Origin of the sequence: Pseudomonas sp. EA_65y_Pfl2_P74 (assembly GCF_963970575.1) — a bacterium.
Lineage (GTDB): Bacteria > Pseudomonadota > Gammaproteobacteria > Pseudomonadales > Pseudomonadaceae > Aquipseudomonas > Aquipseudomonas baetica_A.
Genome location: NZ_CAXAOQ010000022.1, coordinates 1 through 19,340, shown reverse-complemented (window position 1 = coordinate 19,340; position 19,340 = coordinate 1). Strand labels below are relative to the sequence as shown.

Genomic DNA, 19,340 nt, shown 5'->3' with positions numbered 1-19,340 from the left:
TCATTCCTTTCTACACTGTTAACGACGCTGGCGTCTGATCTGATTCAAACCGACGCTAAACGTACCCCGTCGCTCGACTTCCAACCCTGTCAGGCCAATCGGAGGATGCAGCCGGACTTTGTTGTTTGTGAAAAACTCGCGCAGGTCAATTGAGTTGCAGATGAGCGCCACAGTGAGCCACCACGTCTTGCGTTGATAACGACCGGATCCCACGATCTACGCCCAACGACTACTATTGCTGCGGATGGTCGATAGTTTGTTACACGTCGTAAAGCAGGCCGTCGATCCGGTGAGGAATACCGAATGCGAGTGATGATTCTGGATGATGACCCTTGGATTTCAGATCTTTTAAAACAACTGGTGTTGAGTATTCGCCCGGCGGCACAGGTCGATTGCTATATCGACGTTGCTAGCGCTTTGGCTGCCTGGCACCCAGGTACCTATCAACTGGTCATCGCGGACTGGAATCTGCCAGATGCGCCGGGCGTTGACCTGCTGCACAGCATTCGCCAAAAAGATCACGACATGCCGCTGATCATCATCACCGGGCGCGCCGACCGAGACAGCGTGCTGGCGGTGAAATCGCTGAGGGTCAGCGCATTTTTTACCAAGCCCTTTCAGGTTTCACGCCTTGTCGAGCGCCTGGAGGCACTGCTTCCGCCGGATGACCCGCTGCGCCCCCCCACGATCAATACTGAAGACTTACCCAGCTATCTCGGCAGTTTGACTGCGGACGAACTGGACTTGCCTTTACTCGCCTCGGTAAAGGAAAAGCTTCAGCTTGGCTATGGCGGCGCCGTACTGGATCTGCGCGAACTCGCCAATGATTGGCAGTATGACCCGGCCTTGTGCGCCCATTTGATCGCTGCCGCCAACAGCGCCGCGTATCTCGGCCAGGGCCAGCCGTGCACGAACCTGAAAGCGGCACTCACCCGGTTAGGCGGGTTGACCAGCGTCAACCTGGCGATCAGCCAGGCGTTGCGACAGAGCGCAACGCACCCCGGCGCTATGCTCATGCCAGGGGTTCAGGCACTTCTGGATGATTCCGAGCGGTTGGCTGAAAGAGTTGTGCTTCTGGCCCAGCAGTGCGGGCTTGATCCTGCGCCGATGCAAACGGCCGCACTGTTGCACCGCATGGGCGAACTCTGTGTGTATTACCAGACCCAGAAATGGGAGAACCTGGGCAATAGCGTTAGTGAAGAGGCACTCTTGCACGCTGTCCGCGATTTTGCGGCGCCTTTTGCCGTTCGATTGAAAGCAAACTGGGGTCTGCCGATGGTTTTGCGTGAGCTGATTGGTGCTATTTATGTCTTGCCGACCCTGCAAGTACGTCGTGAACAGGTCGTGATGCGTTTGGCCGCCGCCATGAGTAATGGCGAACCCGAAGCAGACGTTGAAAGGCTTCAACGGTTGGCCGGTCTGGCCTGAGCGTGTCTGGTAGTGCGAGGGTGGAGCAGGGCGCGGACTCAGGGTTGTCGGTTATTCAATGCAAGGAATTTGCGAGGAGCAACGGAATGCGCAATCAGCCGTTTAGTCTCAAACCGGTCCTCCTGATCGTTGATGACCAGATTACCGCCTTGAGAACACTGAGCAGTGCCGTGTCTGACCTGGCTGAAGTCCATACGGCCCAAAGTGGTCAGCAAGCCCTCGATATCGCCCGTCAATGCCGGCCCGATGTGGTCTTGCTTGATATCGAAATGCCCGGTATGAACGGTTTCGAGGTGTGTCGGATACTCAAGTCTGACCCGGAACTGTTTAGCGTCGCGGTCATTTTTGTCAGCGCTCATACGCAAACAAGCGCTGAATTACTGGCGATGGAGTGCGGTGGCGTGGACTTCATTCAAAAACCGTTGAATATTCCGGTTGCCAGAGCCCATATCAAAGCTCACATCGCCTTGCGCGTAGAGGCCAAGAGGCTGGCCAATCACGATGCTCTGACGGGCCTGCCCAACCGGATCCTGTTGCAGGACCGCACCGAGCAGGCCTTGCAAAAGGCCCGTCGCAGGCAGGGGCGTGTGGCGATGCTCCTGATTGATCTGGACAACTTCAAGGTCATAAACGATTCGATGGGCCACTCGGTCGGTGATCTGGTGCTGCGGGAGGTTGCAGCGCGAATATCGGGTTCCCTGCGCATGGAGGACACTGTCAGCCGGCAAGGGGGAGACGAGTTCATCCTGCTCCTGCCAGAGGTGGTCGGGTTCGATGCCATGGGGGACTTCGCGCAAAGGCTGCTCGAGATCATCGCCAGTCCTTTTTCAATTCAGGGTAACCGCTACGACCTGTCGGCGAGCATCGGCATCAGCGTGTTCCCTGAAGACAGCGACGACATGGAATCGCTGCACCGACATGCTGATGCGGCCATGTATCAGGCGAAACTTTCAGGGCGTAATCGCTACTGTTTTTTTTCCTCGCATATCGAGAGCAGCATGCGCGCCAGGCACCTGCTTGAACGCCACATGCGTAACGCTTTGGAAGAAGGCGTTTTTGAAGTTTTCTACCAGGCGAAGGTTGATGCCCGGCATAACCGCATCATTGGCATGGAGGCGCTGATCCGCTGGCGCAATCCTGAAGGGGGGCTGGTTTCTCCTGCCGATTTCATCCCGCTGGCAGAAGAAACCGGGCTGATCATCCCTATTGGTAAATACGTTTTGTTGCAGGCCTGCAGGGACACCAGGACACTTCGCGAACTGGGCCATGACATTTCCATCAGCGTGAATATCTCCGTCGTGCAATTTCGCGAGGCGTCCTTTCTGACCATGGTCGAAGACATCCTGCTTGAGTCTGGATTGGAGGGCAGATATGTGGAACTGGAGATCACCGAGGGGGTACTGGCACGGGACATTGAAAGCGCCCGAGAAACCCTCTTTCATCTCAAAACGCTCGGCGTTCGTATTTCGATCGACGATTTCGGCACCGGTTATTCAAGCCTGGCTTACCTGAAACGGTTTCCGATCGATGTTCTGAAAATAGATCAGAGTTTTGTGCGAGACATGATCACCGATAAAAGCGATTCGGCCATCATCGCAGCAATCATCAAGTTAGGTCAGGCGCTAGGTCTGGAGTTGGTGGCCGAAGGTGTCGAAACCCAGGAACAGGCTCATGCACTTCTGGAACTGGGTTGTCAGATCATGCAAGGCTATCTGTATTGCCGCCCGATCAATTTTGCGCAAATAAAGTCGTTTTTATCTGCTGGGCTAGACGTTACTGTTCCCACTTTGAGCTAAGTTGCAAACACTTCCCCGACAGGGTCGAACTTTAAATGTGAAGGCTGAAAGTCTTCTGCAGCAGGGCAAACCGGGTGAAGAAATCCAGATTTTTTACATTGAACTGGGGCGTCGCGATTACCCTGGTTGTGGGCCTGGGGGCAAGCGTTCTGGGTAGCTGGGTGCTTGACCGTATCAACGAGCGCCACGCTCAAGAAGCGATCGTTGCAGCTACAGCCGAGGCCGCTGAATTGGTTTTAAGTCGCCTCAATCTTTACCAGTACGGTTTGCGTGGTGCTCGCGGTGCAGTAGTGACAGCGGGGGAGCAGGGGATAAGTCGTGAACTGTTCAGTCGTTATCAGAAAACGCGTGACCTGGCCGTGGAGTTCCCCGGCGCAAGAGCTATCGGGTTTGTCAGGCGCGTACCGGAACGCGATGAAAGCGCGTTTATCAAGTCAGCCCGGGCCGATGGCGCCGCTGATTTTTCCATTCGTCAACTCTCGGCTCATCCTGGCGAGCGCTACGTTATCCAGTATGTCGAGCCTGTTGAAGGCAATCAGCCCGCCATTGGCCTGGACATAGCCTCGGAACCTGCTCGGCGCGAAGCTGCTCACTCTGCAATACAGAGCGGCATGACGCAGATAACAGCGCCCATCACCCTGGTACAGGCCATTGGCAAACCGCAGCAGTCGTTCTTGTTGTTGATGCCCATTTTTCGCAACGGCGTGACACCTGCGACGGCAGCCGAACGTGACGCCGCCGCGTTCGGCTGGAGCTATGCAGTCTTGCAGACCGAGCAGGTCCTCACGGGCCTGCGCATAGAAGACAAGGCCGTGCACCTGAAATTGAGGGACATCACTGTCCCGGGGCAAGAGACGTTGTTTTATGAGAGCGCCGACAACTCGGCCAGCTCTGCAACGCTGATCACTCATCAGGTGGAGCGCGAGGTTTACGGCCGGCGGTGGCAAATCGAACTTGGCGCCAATTCGCTGTTCATCCAGCGTTTGCGTCAGGTCTCACCGAAGGTGGTGCTGTTGCTGGGCGGTGTTCTCACCCTTCTTTTGGCGACTCTGGTGGGGGTCGGCAGTGTCAGTCGTCAACGTCGACGTCAGGTTATTGCCGAACAGGCAAGGCTAGCCGCCATTGTTGAAAGCTCGGCAGAGGCGATTATCGGTAAAACCCTTGATGGCGTTGTCACCAACTGGAACAAAGGGGCTGAGCATCTTTTTGGGTTTACCTCGCAAGAAGCCGTGGGCCACACACTGGCCAATCTGATTGTTCCCTCGGAGCTGGCCAGTGAGGAGTCGCACATCCTTGAGCGTGTAAGGGCGGGCGATCGTATCGATAGTTTTGATACTCAGCGCCGTCACAAAGACGGACAACTGATCGACGTCTCCGCGAGCATCTCTCCGATTTATGGCGAGGGTGGCCGCGTCGTCGGTGCCTCCAAGACAATCAGGGACATTTCGGCCAAAAAGGCTGCAGAGGCGCGGATTCTCGAACTCAATTCAAGCCTGGAAGAGCAGGTCGCACAGCGAACGTCAGAACTGCAGCACCTCAATGTGTTGTTGAATAGCGTGCTGCGCTCGGCCACTGAGGTGTCGATCATTGCGACAGATCTTGAAGGCGTCATTCGTGTCTTCAACAACGGCGCCGAGCATTTGTTGGGTTATGACGCCGAAGAGGTGCTGGGCAAGCACACGCCGGCGCTCTTCCATGTAGCCGATGAAGTCACTGCGCGGGGCCAGGAACTGAGCCAGGAGTATGGTCAGACCATTAATGGCATTGGTGTGTTTACCCATAAACCCGAGCATGAAAGCGCAGAAACTCGAGAGTGGACTTACGTACGCAAGGATGACTCACGGTTTCCTGTGACGCTGGTCGTTACCTCCATGCGCGATGACGATGGGAAATTGACTGGCTACCTGGGCATCGCCGTCGATATCACCGAACGTAAAGCGGCAGAAAAGGAGCTGGCGGCAAGCCTGGAAACGACACAGCGACAGCGTAGCGAACTGATGGCGGTGCATCATCAATTGCTGATGGCCGCGGAAGTGGCGGAACTGGGGATCTGGTCCTGGACGTTGTCGGATAATGCCTTGCAGTGGAATGACCGCATGTTCGAGTTTTACGGGCAGCCTTTGGCGTTGCGCGACAACGGCCTGAACTATATGCATTGGTACACCCGTGTTCACCCCGAGGATGTCGAGGCTGCGGCTGCAAGGCTCAGTGCCGCCGTCGATGGGGTGGATGAGTACGACACGGTATTCAGGGTGACAGGCCCGGACAGCCAGATTCGCTTTATCCATGCCGCCGCGCAGATCGAGCGCACGCCGACCGGGGCAGCGCTGCGTGTGACCGGTATCAACCGGGACATCACCTCCCAGCGCGAGCTGGAATCGCGCCTGCTTTACGCCAAAGAGCAGGCCGATCTGGCGAGTGCGGCGAAGTCGGCCTTTCTCGCCAACATGAGTCATGAGATTCGTACGCCGATGAACGCTGTGCTGGGCATGTTGCAGTTGGTGCAAAACACGCCGCTTGACGGGCGCCAGCTCGATTACGTGAGCAAAGCGCAGGGCGCCGCGAAATCGCTGCTGGGCTTGCTCAATGACATTCTCGATTATTCCAAGATCGAGGCGGACAAGTTGCAACTCGATGTGCACCCGTTCGAACTTGAGTCGTTGATGCGCGATCTTGCCGTCGTGCTGGCGGGCAACCAGGGTGAGAAAGAGGTTGAGGTCATGTTCGACCTGGACGCCAATCTGCCCAACGGCCTGATCGGCGATAGCCTGCGACTGCAACAAGTGCTGATCAACCTGGCGGGGAATGCGCTCAAGTTCACCCCGCAAGGCCAGATAGTCGTCAGCGTTGAACAACGCAAGCGCACGGAAAACGCCGTTGAATTGCGCATCGCTGTCTCTGATACCGGCATCGGCATCAGCCCGGAGCAACTTCAGCGCATTTTCGAAGGTTTTACCCAAGCCGAAGCGTCGACCTCCAGGCGCTTTGGTGGCACCGGTCTGGGGCTGGTGATCTGCAAGCGGTTGGTCGGTTTGATGGGGGGAGAGTTGCAAGTGGAGAGCCAGTACGGCGTCGGAAGTCGCTTCTGGTTCGATATCACCCTGAATGTCGCTCAGAAAGCACTGCTGCGATCCGACTGCCCAGGCGTTGATGTGCCGATGCGCCTACTGGTCGTCGACGACAACGCAATGGCGGGCGAACTGCTGTTACGAACCGTTCATGCGCTGGGATGGACCGCAGACTATGTGAGTGAAGGCGCGCAAGCGGTGGAACGGGTCAACAGCGCCCAGGCGCGCGGCGAGGCTTACGATGTCGTACTGATGGACTGGCGGATGTCGGGGATGGATGGCTTGAACGCTGCGCAATTGATCAAGCAGCAGAGCCGTGACGCGCCACCACCACTGATCATCATGATCACCGCCTACGGCCGTGAAGTGCTGACAGATGCCTATCTTGAAGGCGATGCTCCCTTTGCCGGGTTTCTCACCAAACCTGTCACTCCCAAGCAGTTGGCCGACTCGGTTCAGCGAGCCTTCGAGGGTAAAGACCCTCTGCAATCTGCGCGGGTGCAACCAGCGGGTGCCGGGTCACAACGCTTGGCGGGGCTGCGCTTATTGGTGGTCGAAGACAATATGCTCAATCGGCAGATTGCCAGTGAACTGCTGACCAGTGAAGGCGCTCAAGTGACGCTGGCTGAGTGTGGGTTGGAGGGTGTCAGCAAGGTGCTCAATGAGCGTGTGCCCTTCGACGCCGTATTGATGGATATCCAGATGCCGGATATCGATGGCCTGGAAGCAACCCGGCGCATTCGTGCCGACTCGCGTTTTGCGACGTTACCGATTGTGGCAATGACGGCCAATGCCTCCAGTGCAGACCGAGAAGCCTGCCTGGCGGCGGGGATGAATGAGCACGTCGGTAAACCGGTAGACCTGGAACAACTGGTCGTGACACTGCTCTGTCAAACCGGCCGCGAGGGCAGTCAAACATCGACAGACCTTGTCCAAACCGACAGGGATGAGGCCCTCATTGAGGACCGGCAGTCGATCATCAATCGCTTTGGCGGTAACCTCGAGTTGATCCGCAATGTATTGATGAACTTTGGCCCCGAGCTGGAAAAACAACTGGTGCAGTTGCATGATCAGATCCAGCGACAAGAGGCGTCGGGGGCTGTTTTCGTTCTCCACGCCATTAAAGGCAGCAGCGGCACCTTGGGGGCCAGGGCATTGTCACGGTTGGCCGGTGATCTGGAACACAAGCTTAAACACGAGGATGCTGAATCCGCAGCAAGGCTCTTGGCTGACCCCTCCTGGTTTGAGGAGCTTGGCAGGCTGCTGCAACAAAGCCTTTTACAGATGAATGTCGAATTTTCTCAGAGCCCATCAACAGAAATCCTTACCGATAGGGAAGTCATGGAATCTGCGCAATGGAAAGAGTCCCTTGAAGAGATTTTGCTCTTGCTGGAAACCGGTAATCTTCAAGCCATTGAACTGACAACTGGACTGCTGTCAAAAACGCCCCCGGCACTGCGCCCGCAATTCAACGAACTCGTTGTTATGGTGCAGTCGTTGGACTTTAGTGCTGCGATGCCCATAGGGCGTGAACTGTTGAGATCTGCCTGATGGAGCAATTGAAAAAGACTTGGCTACTTCAGCCGCACAAACGCCCAAAACTGCTTATTGTCGACGATCAACCGACCAATATCCGGGTCCTGCATGAGCTGTTTCGTGAGGACTGCGACGTGTTCATGGCCACCAGCGGCGAACAGGCAATCACGGTATGCCAGGCGCAAATTCCCGATCTGGTGCTACTGGATGTGGTCATGGATGGCGTGGACGGTCATGAAGTCTGTCGTCGCCTCAAGGCAGACCCGGCGACTCAAGACATTCCTGTCATCTTCGTTACGGCGAAACAGCAAGACTCTGATGAGGTGCTGGGCCTGGAACTGGGCGCGGTAGATTTCATCAGCAAACCCATCAACCCGATCGTGGTCAGGGCGCGGGTGCGAACACACCTGACTCTGAAACTGCAGAACGATCTGCTGCGCTCCATGGCGTTGCTGGATGGTCTGACGGGAGTGGCCAATCGGCGCAAATTCGATGAGGAGATATCAGCTGATTGGCGCCAGTGTTATCGAGAGCAAAAACCCCTGTCTTTGATCCTGGCCGATGTCGATTTTTTCAAACGCTACAACGACCAGTATGGCCATCAGGCTGGAGACAGTTGCCTGAGGTCTGTTGCTCAGGCGTTATCTGAAACGGTCAGACGCCCCTACGACCTGGTCGCTCGATACGGCGGCGAAGAGTTTGCCTGCCTTTTGCCCACGACCAGTTATGCGGGAGCCGTCGAGATTGCAGAAAAAATGCAAGCGAATGTTCGAGCGTTGGCCATCGAACATTCGACCTCCGATGCCGATCATGTGGTTACGGTCTCCCTCGGTGTGGCGACCGTGACCCCTACGGGCGTTCTTGCTTTCGAGGCCTTGATCGAAGCGGCGGACATGCAGCTCTACGAAGCGAAGAATGCCGGTCGGGCTCGGGTAGCCTCGGTGGAGCTGTAGGGCCGCGGCCTGCTGCTGGCAAGTGACCGCGATTGTCAGTGAGGTTCAACCTGATCCATCGACCGTCGCAGATCACTGCCTTGCGGGCATCGACAACGTCGCCCGCAATCCACCCTCAGCCCGGTTGACCAACGTAATCCGCCCACCCAGTCGCATGGCGATGGTGTTGACGATGGTCAGCCCCAATCCCGCACCCTGCGCGTTACCGCGGCTGTAGAACCGTTCGAACAAGCGCTCTTGATCTTCCTCATCAATGCCCGGCCCCTGATCTTCGACGCTCAAATGGCAGAAGCCGTCGGTTTGAGTCAGCGTCACGGTGATCACGCCGTGGTCCGGGGAGAAGTTGGCGGCGTTGGTGATCAGGTTGTTCAGGGCAATGTCGATGGCGGCGGTGCTGGCCAGGACATGGAGCGTTTGGGCGCCGTCTTCAAAGGCCAGTTCCAGCTGTTTACTCAGCAACCACGGGGTCAGTTGCACCAGGCTGTTGCGCACGGTTTCGCTGAGGTCGATATGTTGCAGAGGCGGCGGGTTGGGTTTGGGCTCCAGGCGGGCCATGGTCAGCAACTGATTGACCAGTCGGCTGGTGCGATCGACACCCGAAATCAGAAATTGCAGCGAGTCGCGGCGCTCCTGTTCGGTGCCGGCCTCCAGCAGGTTTTGCGCATGCACCCGCAGCACCGCCAGCGGTGTGCGCATTTCGTGGGCGGCGTCGGCGATGAAGCGGCGTTCACGGCCGAGCACTTCCTGGATCTGCGCGAGCATGCGGTTGAGCGCTGCTTGCATCGGTTCCAGCTCGCTGGGCAAGGGTGTCAGTTGCAAAGGTTCCAGCGAGCCGCTGTGGCGGGCGCGCAGGGTCGCCGCCATGTCCGCCAGCGGTTTGAGGCCCCAGCCGATGGCGAGCCAGACCATGGCCGCAAGGATCAGGCTACCGAGCACGTTCGGCCACAGTGTGTGACGGACGATGCGGTCGACCAGATCGGCGCGTACATCATCGCGCTCACCGACCCAGATGCGCAGGCCGTTCTGCTTGTCTTCCAGCATGAATGCGCGCCATTGGCGGTTTTTCAAATCCACGACATCGCTAAAGCCAGGCTGGGTTGGCGGGGAGGTGAAGGTGGGGGCGCTGGCGGTGTGTACCAGCACTTCATTCCTGGGGTCCCACACTTGAAAGGCCATTTTGCTTTCGTAAGGATGACCGTCGACGCGAGGCTCTGCTTCTCCCAGCGCAGTATTGAACGCCTGATACAGATCACTGTGCGCCTGACCATTGATCGGCATACGCATCACGCCTTGCAGTAACCGCGCGTTTTGCGCCAGTTGTGCGTCGTAGACTTCGGCGATTTCGTGGTTACTGTCGTGCAGATTGAACACGCTCAATACCGCTAAACCGGCGAGCATCAGGCCGATGATCAGCGTCAGCGTACGGCGACGAATCGAACTCATCGGCGCTCCTCCACCAGATAACCCACGCCACGGATGGTGCGGATCAGGTCGGTGGAGAACTTTTTGCGCAGGTGGTGGATATGCACTTCCAGGGTGTTGCTTTCTGCTTCTTCGTTCCAGCCGTACAACAACTGAATCAGTTGGTCGCGGGTCATGACGCGGCCCGGTGGCGAGAGCAATTCATGCAATAGCTGATATTCCTTGGGCGTCAGCGCCACGGGCTGGCCGTGATAGGTGACCTGCTGTGTGCCGGGGTTGAGGCTGATACCGGCGTGCTCGATCAGCGCTTGGGCGCGCCCGGCACTGCGTCGTAACAAGGCACGCAAACGCGCCTTGAGTTCGGCCAGATCGAACGGTTTGATCAGGTAATCGTCGGCGCCGGCATCGAGCCCGGCGATACGATCCTCGGTGGCATCGCGAGCGGTCAGGATCAGCACCGGCAGGTTCGAGCCACTGTCGCGCAGTCGACGCAGCACTTCGAGGCCGTCCATGCGCGGCAGACCCAGATCAAGCACCGCCAGGTCAAAGGTTTCACTGAGCAAGGCGTGCAGGGCGCTGCTGCCGTCCTTGAGCCAGTCGACGGTGTAGCCTTCGCGCCCCAACGCTTGATGAATACCCTCGCCGAGGGCCTCATCGTCCTCGATCAGTAATAAACGCACACGGACTCCTGTCATTCGAGTTTCTTGTTCACGTCCACCAGCAACGCGGCGATTTCTTTACGGCGCCCGGCATCGGCGGTTTCCCGGCCCGGGCGGGGCGCCGCTTGCAGGGCTTTTTGCAACGCAGCTTTGGCTTCAGCGTAGCGCTTCTGACGGTAGAGGTGATCGCCCCAGAAGTACAGGCTGTCGATGCCCTCGGGGTTGAGTTGCAGCGCCTGCTTGAGCAGTTGCTCAGCCTTGTCGCTGTCGCCAAAACCGATTGGCCAGCCCGGCACGCGATCATACAGGGCGGCGAGGCTGGTGTAGGCCGAACCTTGCAGGGCTTTGGGGTCCAGGCTCAGGGATTTTTCCAGGTCAGCCTTGGCGTCTTTGGCTTTGCCCAACGCACCGAGCCCACCCTGGGCACCGGCCCAACTGCTGGTGACGATACCTTTCCAGATCCACGCTTCGGCCACGGCCGGGCGTTGGCTGGTGAAGCTCGTCGTTTGCGCCGACAGTTGCTCGAAAGCGGCGGCGCGCTGTTTCTCCGGTGTTTCGTATTGAATGTGCGCCCAGCTCTGTTGAATGCCGGCCAGGCGTTGCTGATCGGCGGTGTCCAGCGCCCAAACACTTTGGCTCAGCGCGCCGAGCAGTAGACATGCGTAGATTTTCTTCATGGTTTTGGCGGCTCGTTGTCGGGTTTTTCACTCAGGCGACGGATCAGTGGCAACTGCTTGCGCAGGCCTCGATCCACCAGATGCGGCAGCAGGCTGTTGAGGCGCACGAAGAAGCGCTCCGGCCAGCCCAAATACAAATCGCGACGGTCGCCGGCAATCGCGTGGATCACCGCAGACGCCACGGCTTGCGGGTCATCGACGTTGGATTTCAGCGCATCGTTCAAGGCTTGCGCCGCCGCGCTGTTCATCGACGTGCGCGTAGCGCGGGGCGCGACGTAAAGCACGCTGACCCGGGTGTCGGCCAGTTCCCGGCGCAAGGCTTCGGAAAAACCGCGCAGGGCAAATTTGGTCGCGCAATAACTGGCATAACCGGGGTAGCCGATCGAGCCGTACGTGGAGCCAACGTTGACCACCATCGCACTGTCGGCGTCCTTGAGCAGCGGCAGCAGCAGTTTGGTCAGGCAGATCGGCGCACTGATGTTCACCGCCAGCATCGCGTTGATGTCGCTGTCATCGAGTTGCTCAAGCATGGCGAAGTGATTGACCCCGGCCGCGTTGATCAGCAGGTTGATGCCACCGATGGCTTCGGCGGCAGCCAGCACATTGCGCCGGTCGGCAAGGAAGGTCAGGTCAGCGGCCACCCAGCACAGGTTTTGCGGGTAGCGCTCGATCAGCGGCTGCAAGGCTTCCTGGTGGCGGGCCACGGCTAGCACCCGGGCGCCGGCGGCGCACAAGGCATTGGCGATGGCCATGCCGATGCCACCACTGGCGCCGGTCAATACCACACGCGCTTCACGCAGCTGCATGTTGAGCCTCCGCGTCACGCGGCAAGCCACGGAACATGTCGGTGTACAAGCGATAGACAACTTTCGAGGCGTGGATCACCGCGGCCTGGTCTTCTGGATCTTCCAACTGATTCATCAGTCGGCGATAGGTCTGCATATGCTCAACGTCCAGCGAACCGTGGGAGCTCAGGTAGCTGAATGCCGTCTCCGGCAGCGCCAGACGCTCGCGAATGCTGCCCGCTGCGTGGGTCGCCAGGGCAATGCTGGTGCCTTCGAGCACGTTGACCATGCCGAACAGCCCCACCGGGTTGCCGCGAGCGATCAGGTCATAAAGGAAACTGACCATCAACTCGATCGACAGCGACGGCTGACCATCACGCACCGCATCGCGGTCACCGCCACACGCGGCGATATCGTTGAGCACCCATTGTTCATGGCCGTACTCGTCCTCGATGTACTCGCACACCGCTTTGCGCAGCCATTCCAGACGCGTCGGCAAACGCGCACCGCAAGCCATCATCAAAGGCACGGTGTGGCGTACGTGGTAATAGGCCTGGGCGAGAAATGCGCGATAGCTTTCAAGGCTGACCTTGCCTTGCAGCGCATCAAGAATGATCGGCAGATTGAACAGCTCGTGACGTTCCTGTTGAGTGGCTTCTTGCAGTGTGTCGAAAAAATTCATGATGCGGATTCCTCAGAGACGGCGGATTCGGTCAGTTGTGTGTGGTACTGCGCGACGATGGCCTCGCGGCGCGGGCGGCCATTGGCGGTGAGCAAGCCATTGGCGGCGGTGAACGGTTGTGGCAGGCGCGTCCAGTTGTGTACCTGGGCGTAATCGGGCAGGGCGTCGTTGGCTTCGGCAACGGCAGCGGCCAGTTCCGCGTCGGTGCAATCCGGGCGATGTGGCCAGAGCAAGGCGTGGTTGTGCGGCATCGCCTCGCCATAGACGAACGCCTGGGCGATGTGGCGGCGCTGGGTCAGCTCGGACTCGACCCATTCCGGGTTGACGTTGCGCCCGAAACTGGTGACGAACTGATGCTTCTTGCGGCCCTTGAGGTAGAGAAACCCTTGCGAATCGAACTCGCCCAGATCGCCGCTTGGCCACCATTCTTCGGCGTACGGCGCATCCCCCAGATAACCCAACAGCGGCGAACCCTTGATCAGCACTTCGCCGTCCTCGGCCACGCGCACTTCAACGTGAGGCAGCGGCCTGCCGACGCTGCCCGGACGCCAGGCACCGGGGCGATTGAGGCAGACCACCGAGGCACACTCGGACAAGCCATAACCTTCATAAACCGGCAGGCCGACCCGTTGGGCGCGGTGCAGCAGATCCTCGGACACCCGCGCGCCACCCACCGCCGCAAAACGCAGAGTCTGGGGATCGAAGGCTTTCTGTTCGGCGGCGCCGACCAGCAATAGCAACAACTGCGGCACCAGAATCAGACTCTCCGGCGCACGGCTGGCCAGATAGCCCAGCAGGCGTGGCACATCCACGCCACTGGCGCCCTGAATGCCGAGGGTTTTCTGGCCAGGCAGACTCAGCGTCGCACCGGCATACAGCGCCGCATAACAGCCAAGGTTTTCCAGCAGAATCGCCAACGGCAAAAGCGCCAGGTGATGCTGAGGAGCGGTCGGTTCGCTGGCCTGATGCAGCTCGCGTGCAACCCGCAACAAACTGTCGGCGCTCAGGCAAACGCCTTTGGGCGTGCCGGTGGTGCCGGACGTGAAGGTTAGTTTGGCCGTGCCGGCGGGCATGTGGCTCGGACCACTGAAGGTACGGCACCAGAACTCGCCGCTTTTCACATAACCGCCTGCGAGCAACTCGGCCTCCAGTTCCGGCTCGGCGATCACCCGTTCGGCCTGACTCTGCTCCAGACAATGAGCACGTTGCGCCGAGCTGAAAAACGGCGGCAGCGTCACGCAGGTCAGGCCTTCGAACAGCACGGCCAAGTCCCAGAGCATCGCGTCGACGCCGTTGTCCAGCGCCAGTGCAATCACTTGCACGTTTTCATCGCGCAAACGCTCCTGGCGATACAGCACCTCGGCGTACAACGTGGCGTAATCGAGCCTTAGGGTGTCGCCCCACAGGGCAATCGTGTTGTCATTGCGCCCGGCATGGCTGCGCAGGGTTTCCTTGAAACGTTGCAGTTCAAGCGACATGGCAAGCTCCTTCAATCGAGGTTGGCAGACCCAGGCGCGTGAACAGACCGATATTGCGCAGATGGATAAAACCGGCGCGGATGTTGCCCACATGAACCCACGGTTTGCTTTCGTAATAACTGCCCCAGCTGTGACGGTCGTCCCCCAGGCGTGCCGGGTCGGCGGCGCACAACGTCACCGGTTTCAGGCCCAGACGATGGAAGCTGTTGACCAGCCCGATGTTGCCGGTGAACGTCACCCACTCCAGACCGCCCATGGCCAGCAAGTAAGTGATGGCGATAATGCTCAAGCGCGCACTGCCGGTGTCGCTGGCAGCAAGGTTGCCCACCTCGACGATCGCGTCGCGATCCACCGGGCGATCGGCTGCGGCGCTGATCAGCGGCTCGATCGGCTCATCCAGATAGCGCTCAAGAAACAACGGCTCCAGATGCGCGCGGCGCAGCCCGGCCACCGCACACAACTCACCGTCGCCGTTGTGCATACCGAACAGCTCGGGCATGAAGTGGCGGATGTCAGCGCCATGGGCCTTGCGAAAACGTTGCTGGATAAAGGCCTCGAACACCGGTCGCTGAACATCGTCCGGCAAGGCACTGGATAAGGTCATCTGCGGTGTTTCGGCTTGGCCGAAGTGCAGGGGCCGGGGGATGTTCCAGTGGAAATCGGGCATGGGCAGAACGCCTCCCTCAATGGTTTGAGCGAAGTATCCGAACCATTTCTTAACGAAGTCTGAAGGTAAAAAAAGGGTAATCTGCGGGCCGATCTTCAGACTGTCTTAAGACTGGGCGGGCAGGGTGATGCCGTCGGTTCGCCCGGCAACCGAATCGAGACCGTCGAATGAATCGACCGTCGCTCACGACAATCACGAGGCGCTTCTTATGACCCGCGACAACGCCGTAAACCGTTATGGAAAACTCTCAATCATGCTGCACTGGCTGATGCTGGCGCTGTTCGTCGGTGTTTATGCCTGCGTCGAGCTCAAAGGTTTCATGCCCAAGGGCAGCGAAGCGCGCGGCCTGCTGATGGGCTTTCACGGCCTGTTCGGCGCCAGCATCTTCGCCCTGGTGTGGATCCGCCTCATCGGCCGCCTGACCCCACGCCCACCGATCACCCCCAAACCACCGGCCTGGCAGACCGGCATCTCGCACCTGATGCACCTGGCCCTCTACGGCCTGATGATCGCCACCCCGATCCTCGCCTGGCTGATGCTTGCCGCCGGCGACAAACCGTTCCCATACTTCGGCTTCCACGTACCGGCCCCGGTCGCCATCGACCCGGACTTCGCCAAACGCCTCAAGTACTGGCACGAACTGATCGGCAGCGCCGGCTACTGGCTGATCGGCCTGCACGCCGCGGCAGGCTTGTTCCACCACTATTGGGTGCGGGATAACACGCTGGTGCGGATGCTGCCGGGCCGTTCTGATACACAATAAGCCCATTGACCTCAAACCCTGTGGGAGCGGGCTTGCTCGCCGCCGGCGACAAACCATTCCCCGACTTCGCGCACTGATCGGCCTGCACGCCGCGGCAGGCTTGTTCCACCACTATTGGGTGCGCGACAACACCCTCGTACGCATGCTGCCGGGCCGTTCTGATACGCAATAAGCCCATTCACCTCAAACTCTGTGGGAGCGGGCTTGCTCGCGAAAGCGTCTAACCAGTCGACATCTATGCTGACTGACCGGACGCTTTCGCGAGCAAGCCCGCTCCCACAGGATTTTGCGGCGTCCGGTAGCGCGGGGCAGTTGCCGGAACCGCACTTCGCGTCCACTCTTAGGCCTTGCCGACAAGGAGCGTGCGTCGACTCTCCGTCGCGACCCAATGGAGCGTGCAGCATGAGCGAAGACAACAAAGTAAAAGGCCCGGCGTCGTATTTCCCCTCCATCGAGAAAAAGTACGGCCAGCCGATCGACCAATGGCTGCACCTGCTCGCCAGCGTCGGCGATAAAAAACACATGGAGCTGGTGGCGTGGCTCAAAGATGAACATGGCATGGGCCACGGGCATGCCAATGCGCTGGTTGCGCATCATCTGGCCATCGGCAAAAAGTGAGGGCAGGGCAGCGATGAACTTCAGCCTCCGGCCCGTGCAAGCCGAAGACGTCAAAACCCCGTGCGGCTTTCCCAAGGCTCGCAAGAGTTCTACTTCATGTTCCCGAAAGCGCATTACCCGCTGACGGGGGACAACTGCACACCGCCGCCAGCCCTTATTCAAATGACGCGCAACAAAGGCCAAACGGATGCCGCTCACCTTTCATAAAATGCACGCCAACGGTGACGACTTCATCTTGGTGGACGCACGCAACACCGCCAACCCCATCACCGGCCACCTGGCCCGGTACCTGGGCGACCGTCACCGTGGCATCGGCTTCAATCAGCTCGCCGTGGTGCTCGATTGCGAAGACGCCGATGCGCGTGTGGAATTCTGGAACGCCGACGGCACTGCGCTCGATGTCTGCGGCAGCGCCACTCGCGGCGCCGCCGACCGACTGATGCGCGAAGCCAGTCGAACATCAATCACGTTGCGAACCCGTCGGGGGCTGCTCACCTGCAAACGCACAGTGTCCGGGACTATTTCGGTGGACATGGGCAAGCCACTTTTCGGTTGGTCAGACGTTCCGCTGGCGCGGGAACATGACACCCTCGCGCTACCTCTACCCGGCGAGCCCGCCGCATGCAGCATGGGCAACCCGCACTGCACCTATTTCGTAGATAACCTGAGCACCGTCGACGTCGCCACTCTCGGCCCGAGCCTCGAAACCGATCCGCTGTTTCCCCAGCGCACCAACGTGCATTTCGTCCAGATCATCGACCGCCAACACATCCGATTGCGCATATGGGAACGCGGCGGTGCCATACCGCTTGGCTCAGGGTCATGTTCCTGCGGGGCAGCGGTTAACGGCATACGCCGAGGTTTGCTCGACAACATCGTTGAGGTCGAATGCGACGGCGGCCCCGTAACCGTGCGGTGGGACGGGCAAGGCTCGGTATGGCTCAGCGGCCCGGTAGAGCCCAGCTTCTCAGGCACAATCGCTCTCGATTCGATAACCCTGAGCGGCTGACGACTCACTGCTCCTCGGCTCTGAGTTGGCCGCTCATGGCGTCACAGCTCATCGACCACGATGTCAACCACTGCGGCATCTCGGGTGATTGTTCGGGTAATCCCAGCGCCTGGACAAATTCGCTTGGCGCAACAGTCCCCTTTGCCGAACGAAACAGCCCGCGCATGACCACGACGCCGACCACCCTGCCATTGCTCACAAAACGGTGTTCCATGAAGCTCCATTTGTCGTCCCAGCCCAGCATCTTGCTGTGGATTTCGAACGCTTCAAACAGCTTGAGCTCACGTCGAAACTTACCCCAGGTATCCCCAACAATCGGCAGTGCTTTTGCGCGCAGTGCCACGCGGAAGGCGCCACTGCGCAAAACAAAATCCATGCGTGCAACGTCAGCCATCGTGAAATAGCGGCCATTGGTGACGTGTCGATTGAAGTCCAGATCCAATGGCCACACACGCATGCGGATGACGGTCGATGCCAGTGCATTGACCGGTTTGCGCCATGGTCGCCGTAGAAGCATGCAGAGCAGTCGAAACCAGAGATTCATAAGTACGCCCATCGTTTGAGGAGGGCTGCACTCTAGCGACGCAGACTTGAACGAGGTAGGTGCGTAAATGACTGTTTTGGCCTGAAAAGTACGTTCCGGTCATGACGGCTGACGAATCATCGAACAGCGTCAGTGGCTGAATCGTCAGTCATCACGAACAGTGGATAAACGGGAGATGACCGGGCTGTTTAACGGAGGTGTCCGGTAACCACTCAAACCCTACAACGTCTTGCGCCATCGCCTACGACTACGCCAGAATCCGCCGGCTTGTGCGTCTAGGTCGCGGGTTCTATCGTTTGTCGGTCACTGAAAAACAGTGATCGGGTTTGGTAGCCCGCCATAACTAGTCGCATCGCGCACCGTTTGCAGACCCGGTCGGGTATCTGCTCAATGGTGGCCATGCGCAGGACACCTTCGGGTGTGCCGGGTCCTAGTTACCGGTCTACCAACCCGCGTATGGCCGCCACCCTTCGTTTGGTAGCGAAGGTGAAGGCTCCTCTTTAATTAACTAGGAGTTTCACCATGTTCAAAGTAACGCCGAACCCGCCAGCCACCGACCCCACATCCCCCTACGAATCCCCCGATTCCAAGAAATTCCATGACGCCGCCGAACGCGCCCTCGACCACTACCTCAAACCCGCCGACCAGATCATGGCCAGCACCAACGAACCCGAGCGCATGTACCTCGCCAACCCGAAGTACGACACCGAATCGCTGCTGGCCAACGCCAGCGAAACCCTCGGCTCCGCCAGCGAAATGCTCAACAACTTCGCCGCCATACTCGACACCTCCCACCGCAAAACCGCGCTAGGCATTGCGCAAGTCGTGATGCTCAGCGAATTGGCGGTTAACCAGGCGCTAGATCGCGTGGAAATCTCCAAATAACCCAACCACCACGACGAGGGGAAACCCTCGTCACAATCCACTGTCTCCGCCGGACTTCAACTTAAGCGTCCGGTTAGTGGCAAGCTTTCGACGGTTTATCTCAAGGTGATGCATCAACTGGCCAAGGAAAAGGGTGTTCCCTTTACCGACATACCAGGAAGAAGCGAGTATGCCGTTCCCCAAGAATTGCAAGGTATGTGCGACAGGTTCCTTGCCGGCGACTTCAGCACCACCCAAGAAGAACGGCGTTTTTCAAGGTTGTTGTCGCGTCGCCGTCTAACTATGCCGCTCTTTTCTCGGTCTGCTGCTGCCGATCCGGGTTCAACATCACAGTGCCCATCGGCTCCCAGTTTCTTGTCTGGCCAGACCA

Annotated in this window: 16 protein-coding genes and 2 pseudogenes; 10 read left to right on the top strand and 8 right to left on the bottom strand. The window is 58.8% G+C overall.

The genetic code is table 11. The features are described 5' to 3' along the window. Nucleotides 1-303 precede the first annotated feature (303 nt). The 4 genes from AACY18_RS18135 to AACY18_RS18120 all read left to right on the top strand — a co-directional run bounded on the left by AACY18_RS18135 (nt 304) and on the right by AACY18_RS18120 (nt 8,781). Nucleotides 304-1,428: an HDOD domain-containing protein gene (locus AACY18_RS18135; RefSeq protein WP_339432682.1), complete on the top strand. Its 1,125-nt coding sequence runs from the start codon at nt 304-306 to the stop codon at nt 1,426-1,428. Between the two features lie 86 nt (nt 1,429-1,514). Beyond that, complete coding sequence (locus AACY18_RS18130) at nt 1,515-3,224, top strand: two-component system response regulator (protein ID WP_339432681.1); 1,710 nt, start codon at nt 1,515-1,517, stop codon at nt 3,222-3,224. Nucleotides 3,225-3,298: 74 nt separating this feature from the next. Next, nucleotides 3,299-7,843 carry a PAS domain-containing hybrid sensor histidine kinase/response regulator gene (locus tag AACY18_RS18125; RefSeq protein WP_339465592.1) on the top strand — a complete coding sequence of 1,515 codons (4,545 nt, stop codon included), beginning with the start codon at nt 3,299-3,301 and terminating at the stop codon, nt 7,841-7,843. Then, nucleotides 7,843-8,781 (top strand): diguanylate cyclase, encoded by a 939-nt coding sequence (locus AACY18_RS18120; RefSeq protein WP_339465591.1) that lies wholly within the window; start codon nt 7,843-7,845, stop codon nt 8,779-8,781. The genes AACY18_RS18125 and AACY18_RS18120 overlap by 1 nt, the downstream gene beginning before the upstream one ends. A 72-nt stretch (nt 8,782-8,853) precedes the next feature. Here the strand turns inward: AACY18_RS18120 and AACY18_RS18115 are convergent, their stop codons facing one another. The 7 genes from AACY18_RS18115 to AACY18_RS18085 are packed head-to-tail and all read right to left on the bottom strand — an operon-like array spanning nt 8,854 to nt 15,151. Then, entirely contained in the window at nt 8,854-10,224 is a 1,371-nt protein-coding gene (locus AACY18_RS18115; protein ID WP_339465590.1) for an ATP-binding protein, read from the bottom strand. Beyond that, nucleotides 10,221-10,883, bottom strand: a complete 663-nt coding sequence (locus AACY18_RS18110; protein WP_221732632.1) for a response regulator — start codon at nt 10,881-10,883, stop codon at nt 10,221-10,223. Before AACY18_RS18110 ends, AACY18_RS18115 begins: the two co-directional genes overlap by 4 nt. Before the next feature lie 11 nt (nt 10,884-10,894). Continuing rightward, entirely contained in the window at nt 10,895-11,539 is a 645-nt protein-coding gene (locus tag AACY18_RS18105) for a tetratricopeptide repeat protein (protein WP_221732631.1), read from the bottom strand. Beyond that, entirely contained in the window at nt 11,536-12,345 is an 810-nt protein-coding gene (locus tag AACY18_RS18100; protein WP_339432677.1) for an SDR family oxidoreductase, read from the bottom strand. Before AACY18_RS18100 ends, AACY18_RS18105 begins: the two co-directional genes overlap by 4 nt. Continuing rightward, entirely contained in the window at nt 12,332-13,006 is a 675-nt protein-coding gene (locus tag AACY18_RS18095; protein WP_221732629.1) for a TenA family transcriptional regulator, read from the bottom strand. Before AACY18_RS18095 ends, AACY18_RS18100 begins: the two co-directional genes overlap by 14 nt. Continuing rightward, nucleotides 13,003-14,484 (bottom strand): AMP-binding protein, encoded by a 1,482-nt coding sequence (locus tag AACY18_RS18090; RefSeq protein WP_339465589.1) that lies wholly within the window; start codon nt 14,482-14,484, stop codon nt 13,003-13,005. Before AACY18_RS18090 ends, AACY18_RS18095 begins: the two co-directional genes overlap by 4 nt. Then, nucleotides 14,474-15,151: a thermostable hemolysin gene (locus tag AACY18_RS18085; RefSeq protein WP_339432675.1), complete on the bottom strand. Its 678-nt coding sequence runs from the start codon at nt 15,149-15,151 to the stop codon at nt 14,474-14,476. The genes AACY18_RS18090 and AACY18_RS18085 overlap by 11 nt, the downstream gene beginning before the upstream one ends. Before the next feature lie 208 nt (nt 15,152-15,359). Here AACY18_RS18085 and AACY18_RS18080 point away from each other — a divergent pair, with 208 nt between their 5' ends. The 4 genes and pseudogenes from AACY18_RS18080 to dapF all read left to right on the top strand — a co-directional run bounded on the left by AACY18_RS18080 (nt 15,360) and on the right by dapF (nt 17,541). Then, complete coding sequence (locus AACY18_RS18080) at nt 15,360-15,914, top strand: cytochrome b (protein WP_339432674.1); 555 nt, start codon at nt 15,360-15,362, stop codon at nt 15,912-15,914. Nucleotides 15,915-15,984: 70 nt separating this feature from the next. After that, a pseudogene (locus tag AACY18_RS18075) lies at nt 15,985-16,086 on the top strand (cytochrome B); the annotation flags it as partial. Between the two features lie 230 nt (nt 16,087-16,316). Continuing rightward, on the top strand, nt 16,317-16,532 hold the full coding sequence (locus tag AACY18_RS18070; RefSeq protein WP_339465588.1) for a DUF4287 domain-containing protein: 216 nt from the start codon (nt 16,317-16,319) through the stop codon (nt 16,530-16,532). A 187-nt stretch (nt 16,533-16,719) separates the two neighbouring features. Then, nucleotides 16,720-17,541 carry a diaminopimelate epimerase gene (dapF, locus tag AACY18_RS18065; RefSeq protein ID WP_339465587.1) on the top strand — a complete coding sequence of 274 codons (822 nt, stop codon included), beginning with the start codon at nt 16,720-16,722 and terminating at the stop codon, nt 17,539-17,541. Nucleotides 17,542-17,545: 4 nt separating this feature from the next. Here dapF and AACY18_RS18060 read toward each other — a convergent pair whose 3' ends face one another. Next, nucleotides 17,546-18,085, bottom strand: coding sequence for an acyl-CoA thioesterase (locus AACY18_RS18060; protein ID WP_339432673.1), 540 nt, complete (start codon nt 18,083-18,085; stop codon nt 17,546-17,548). A 522-nt stretch (nt 18,086-18,607) separates the two neighbouring features. Here AACY18_RS18060 and AACY18_RS18055 point away from each other — a divergent pair. Further along, nucleotides 18,608-18,970 (top strand): DUF6124 family protein, encoded by a 363-nt coding sequence (locus AACY18_RS18055; protein WP_339432672.1) that lies wholly within the window; start codon nt 18,608-18,610, stop codon nt 18,968-18,970. Between the two features lie 108 nt (nt 18,971-19,078). Next, nucleotides 19,079-19,340 (top strand): annotated as a pseudogene (locus AACY18_RS28155) (hypothetical protein); the annotation flags it as partial.

Excerpts from the sequence above, each read along its gene's own strand:
- AACY18_RS18090 (WP_339465589.1), bottom strand. The coding sequence starts at position 14,484 with ATGTCGCTTGAACTGCAACGTTTCAAGGAAACCCTGCGCAGCCATGCC.
- AACY18_RS18100 (WP_339432677.1), bottom strand. The coding sequence starts at position 12,345 with ATGCAGCTGCGTGAAGCGCGTGTGGTATTGACCGGCGCCAGTGGTGGC.
- AACY18_RS18055 (WP_339432672.1), top strand. The coding sequence starts at position 18,608 with ATGTTCAAAGTAACGCCGAACCCGCCAGCCACCGACCCCACATCCCCC.
- AACY18_RS18130 (WP_339432681.1), top strand. The coding sequence starts at position 1,515 with ATGCGCAATCAGCCGTTTAGTCTCAAACCGGTCCTCCTGATCGTTGAT.
- AACY18_RS18085 (WP_339432675.1), bottom strand. The coding sequence starts at position 15,151 with ATGCCCGATTTCCACTGGAACATCCCCCGGCCCCTGCACTTCGGCCAA.
- AACY18_RS18060 (WP_339432673.1), bottom strand. The coding sequence starts at position 18,085 with ATGAATCTCTGGTTTCGACTGCTCTGCATGCTTCTACGGCGACCATGG.
- AACY18_RS18080 (WP_339432674.1), top strand. The coding sequence starts at position 15,360 with ATGACCCGCGACAACGCCGTAAACCGTTATGGAAAACTCTCAATCATG.
- AACY18_RS18070 (WP_339465588.1), top strand. The coding sequence starts at position 16,317 with ATGAGCGAAGACAACAAAGTAAAAGGCCCGGCGTCGTATTTCCCCTCC.
- AACY18_RS18120 (WP_339465591.1), top strand. The coding sequence starts at position 7,843 with ATGGAGCAATTGAAAAAGACTTGGCTACTTCAGCCGCACAAACGCCCA.
- dapF (WP_339465587.1), top strand. The coding sequence starts at position 16,720 with ATGCCGCTCACCTTTCATAAAATGCACGCCAACGGTGACGACTTCATC.
- AACY18_RS18115 (WP_339465590.1), bottom strand. The coding sequence starts at position 10,224 with ATGAGTTCGATTCGTCGCCGTACGCTGACGCTGATCATCGGCCTGATG.
- AACY18_RS18105 (WP_221732631.1), bottom strand. The coding sequence starts at position 11,539 with ATGAAGAAAATCTACGCATGTCTACTGCTCGGCGCGCTGAGCCAAAGT.
- AACY18_RS18135 (WP_339432682.1), top strand. The coding sequence starts at position 304 with ATGCGAGTGATGATTCTGGATGATGACCCTTGGATTTCAGATCTTTTA.
- AACY18_RS18095 (WP_221732629.1), bottom strand. The coding sequence starts at position 13,006 with ATGAATTTTTTCGACACACTGCAAGAAGCCACTCAACAGGAACGTCAC.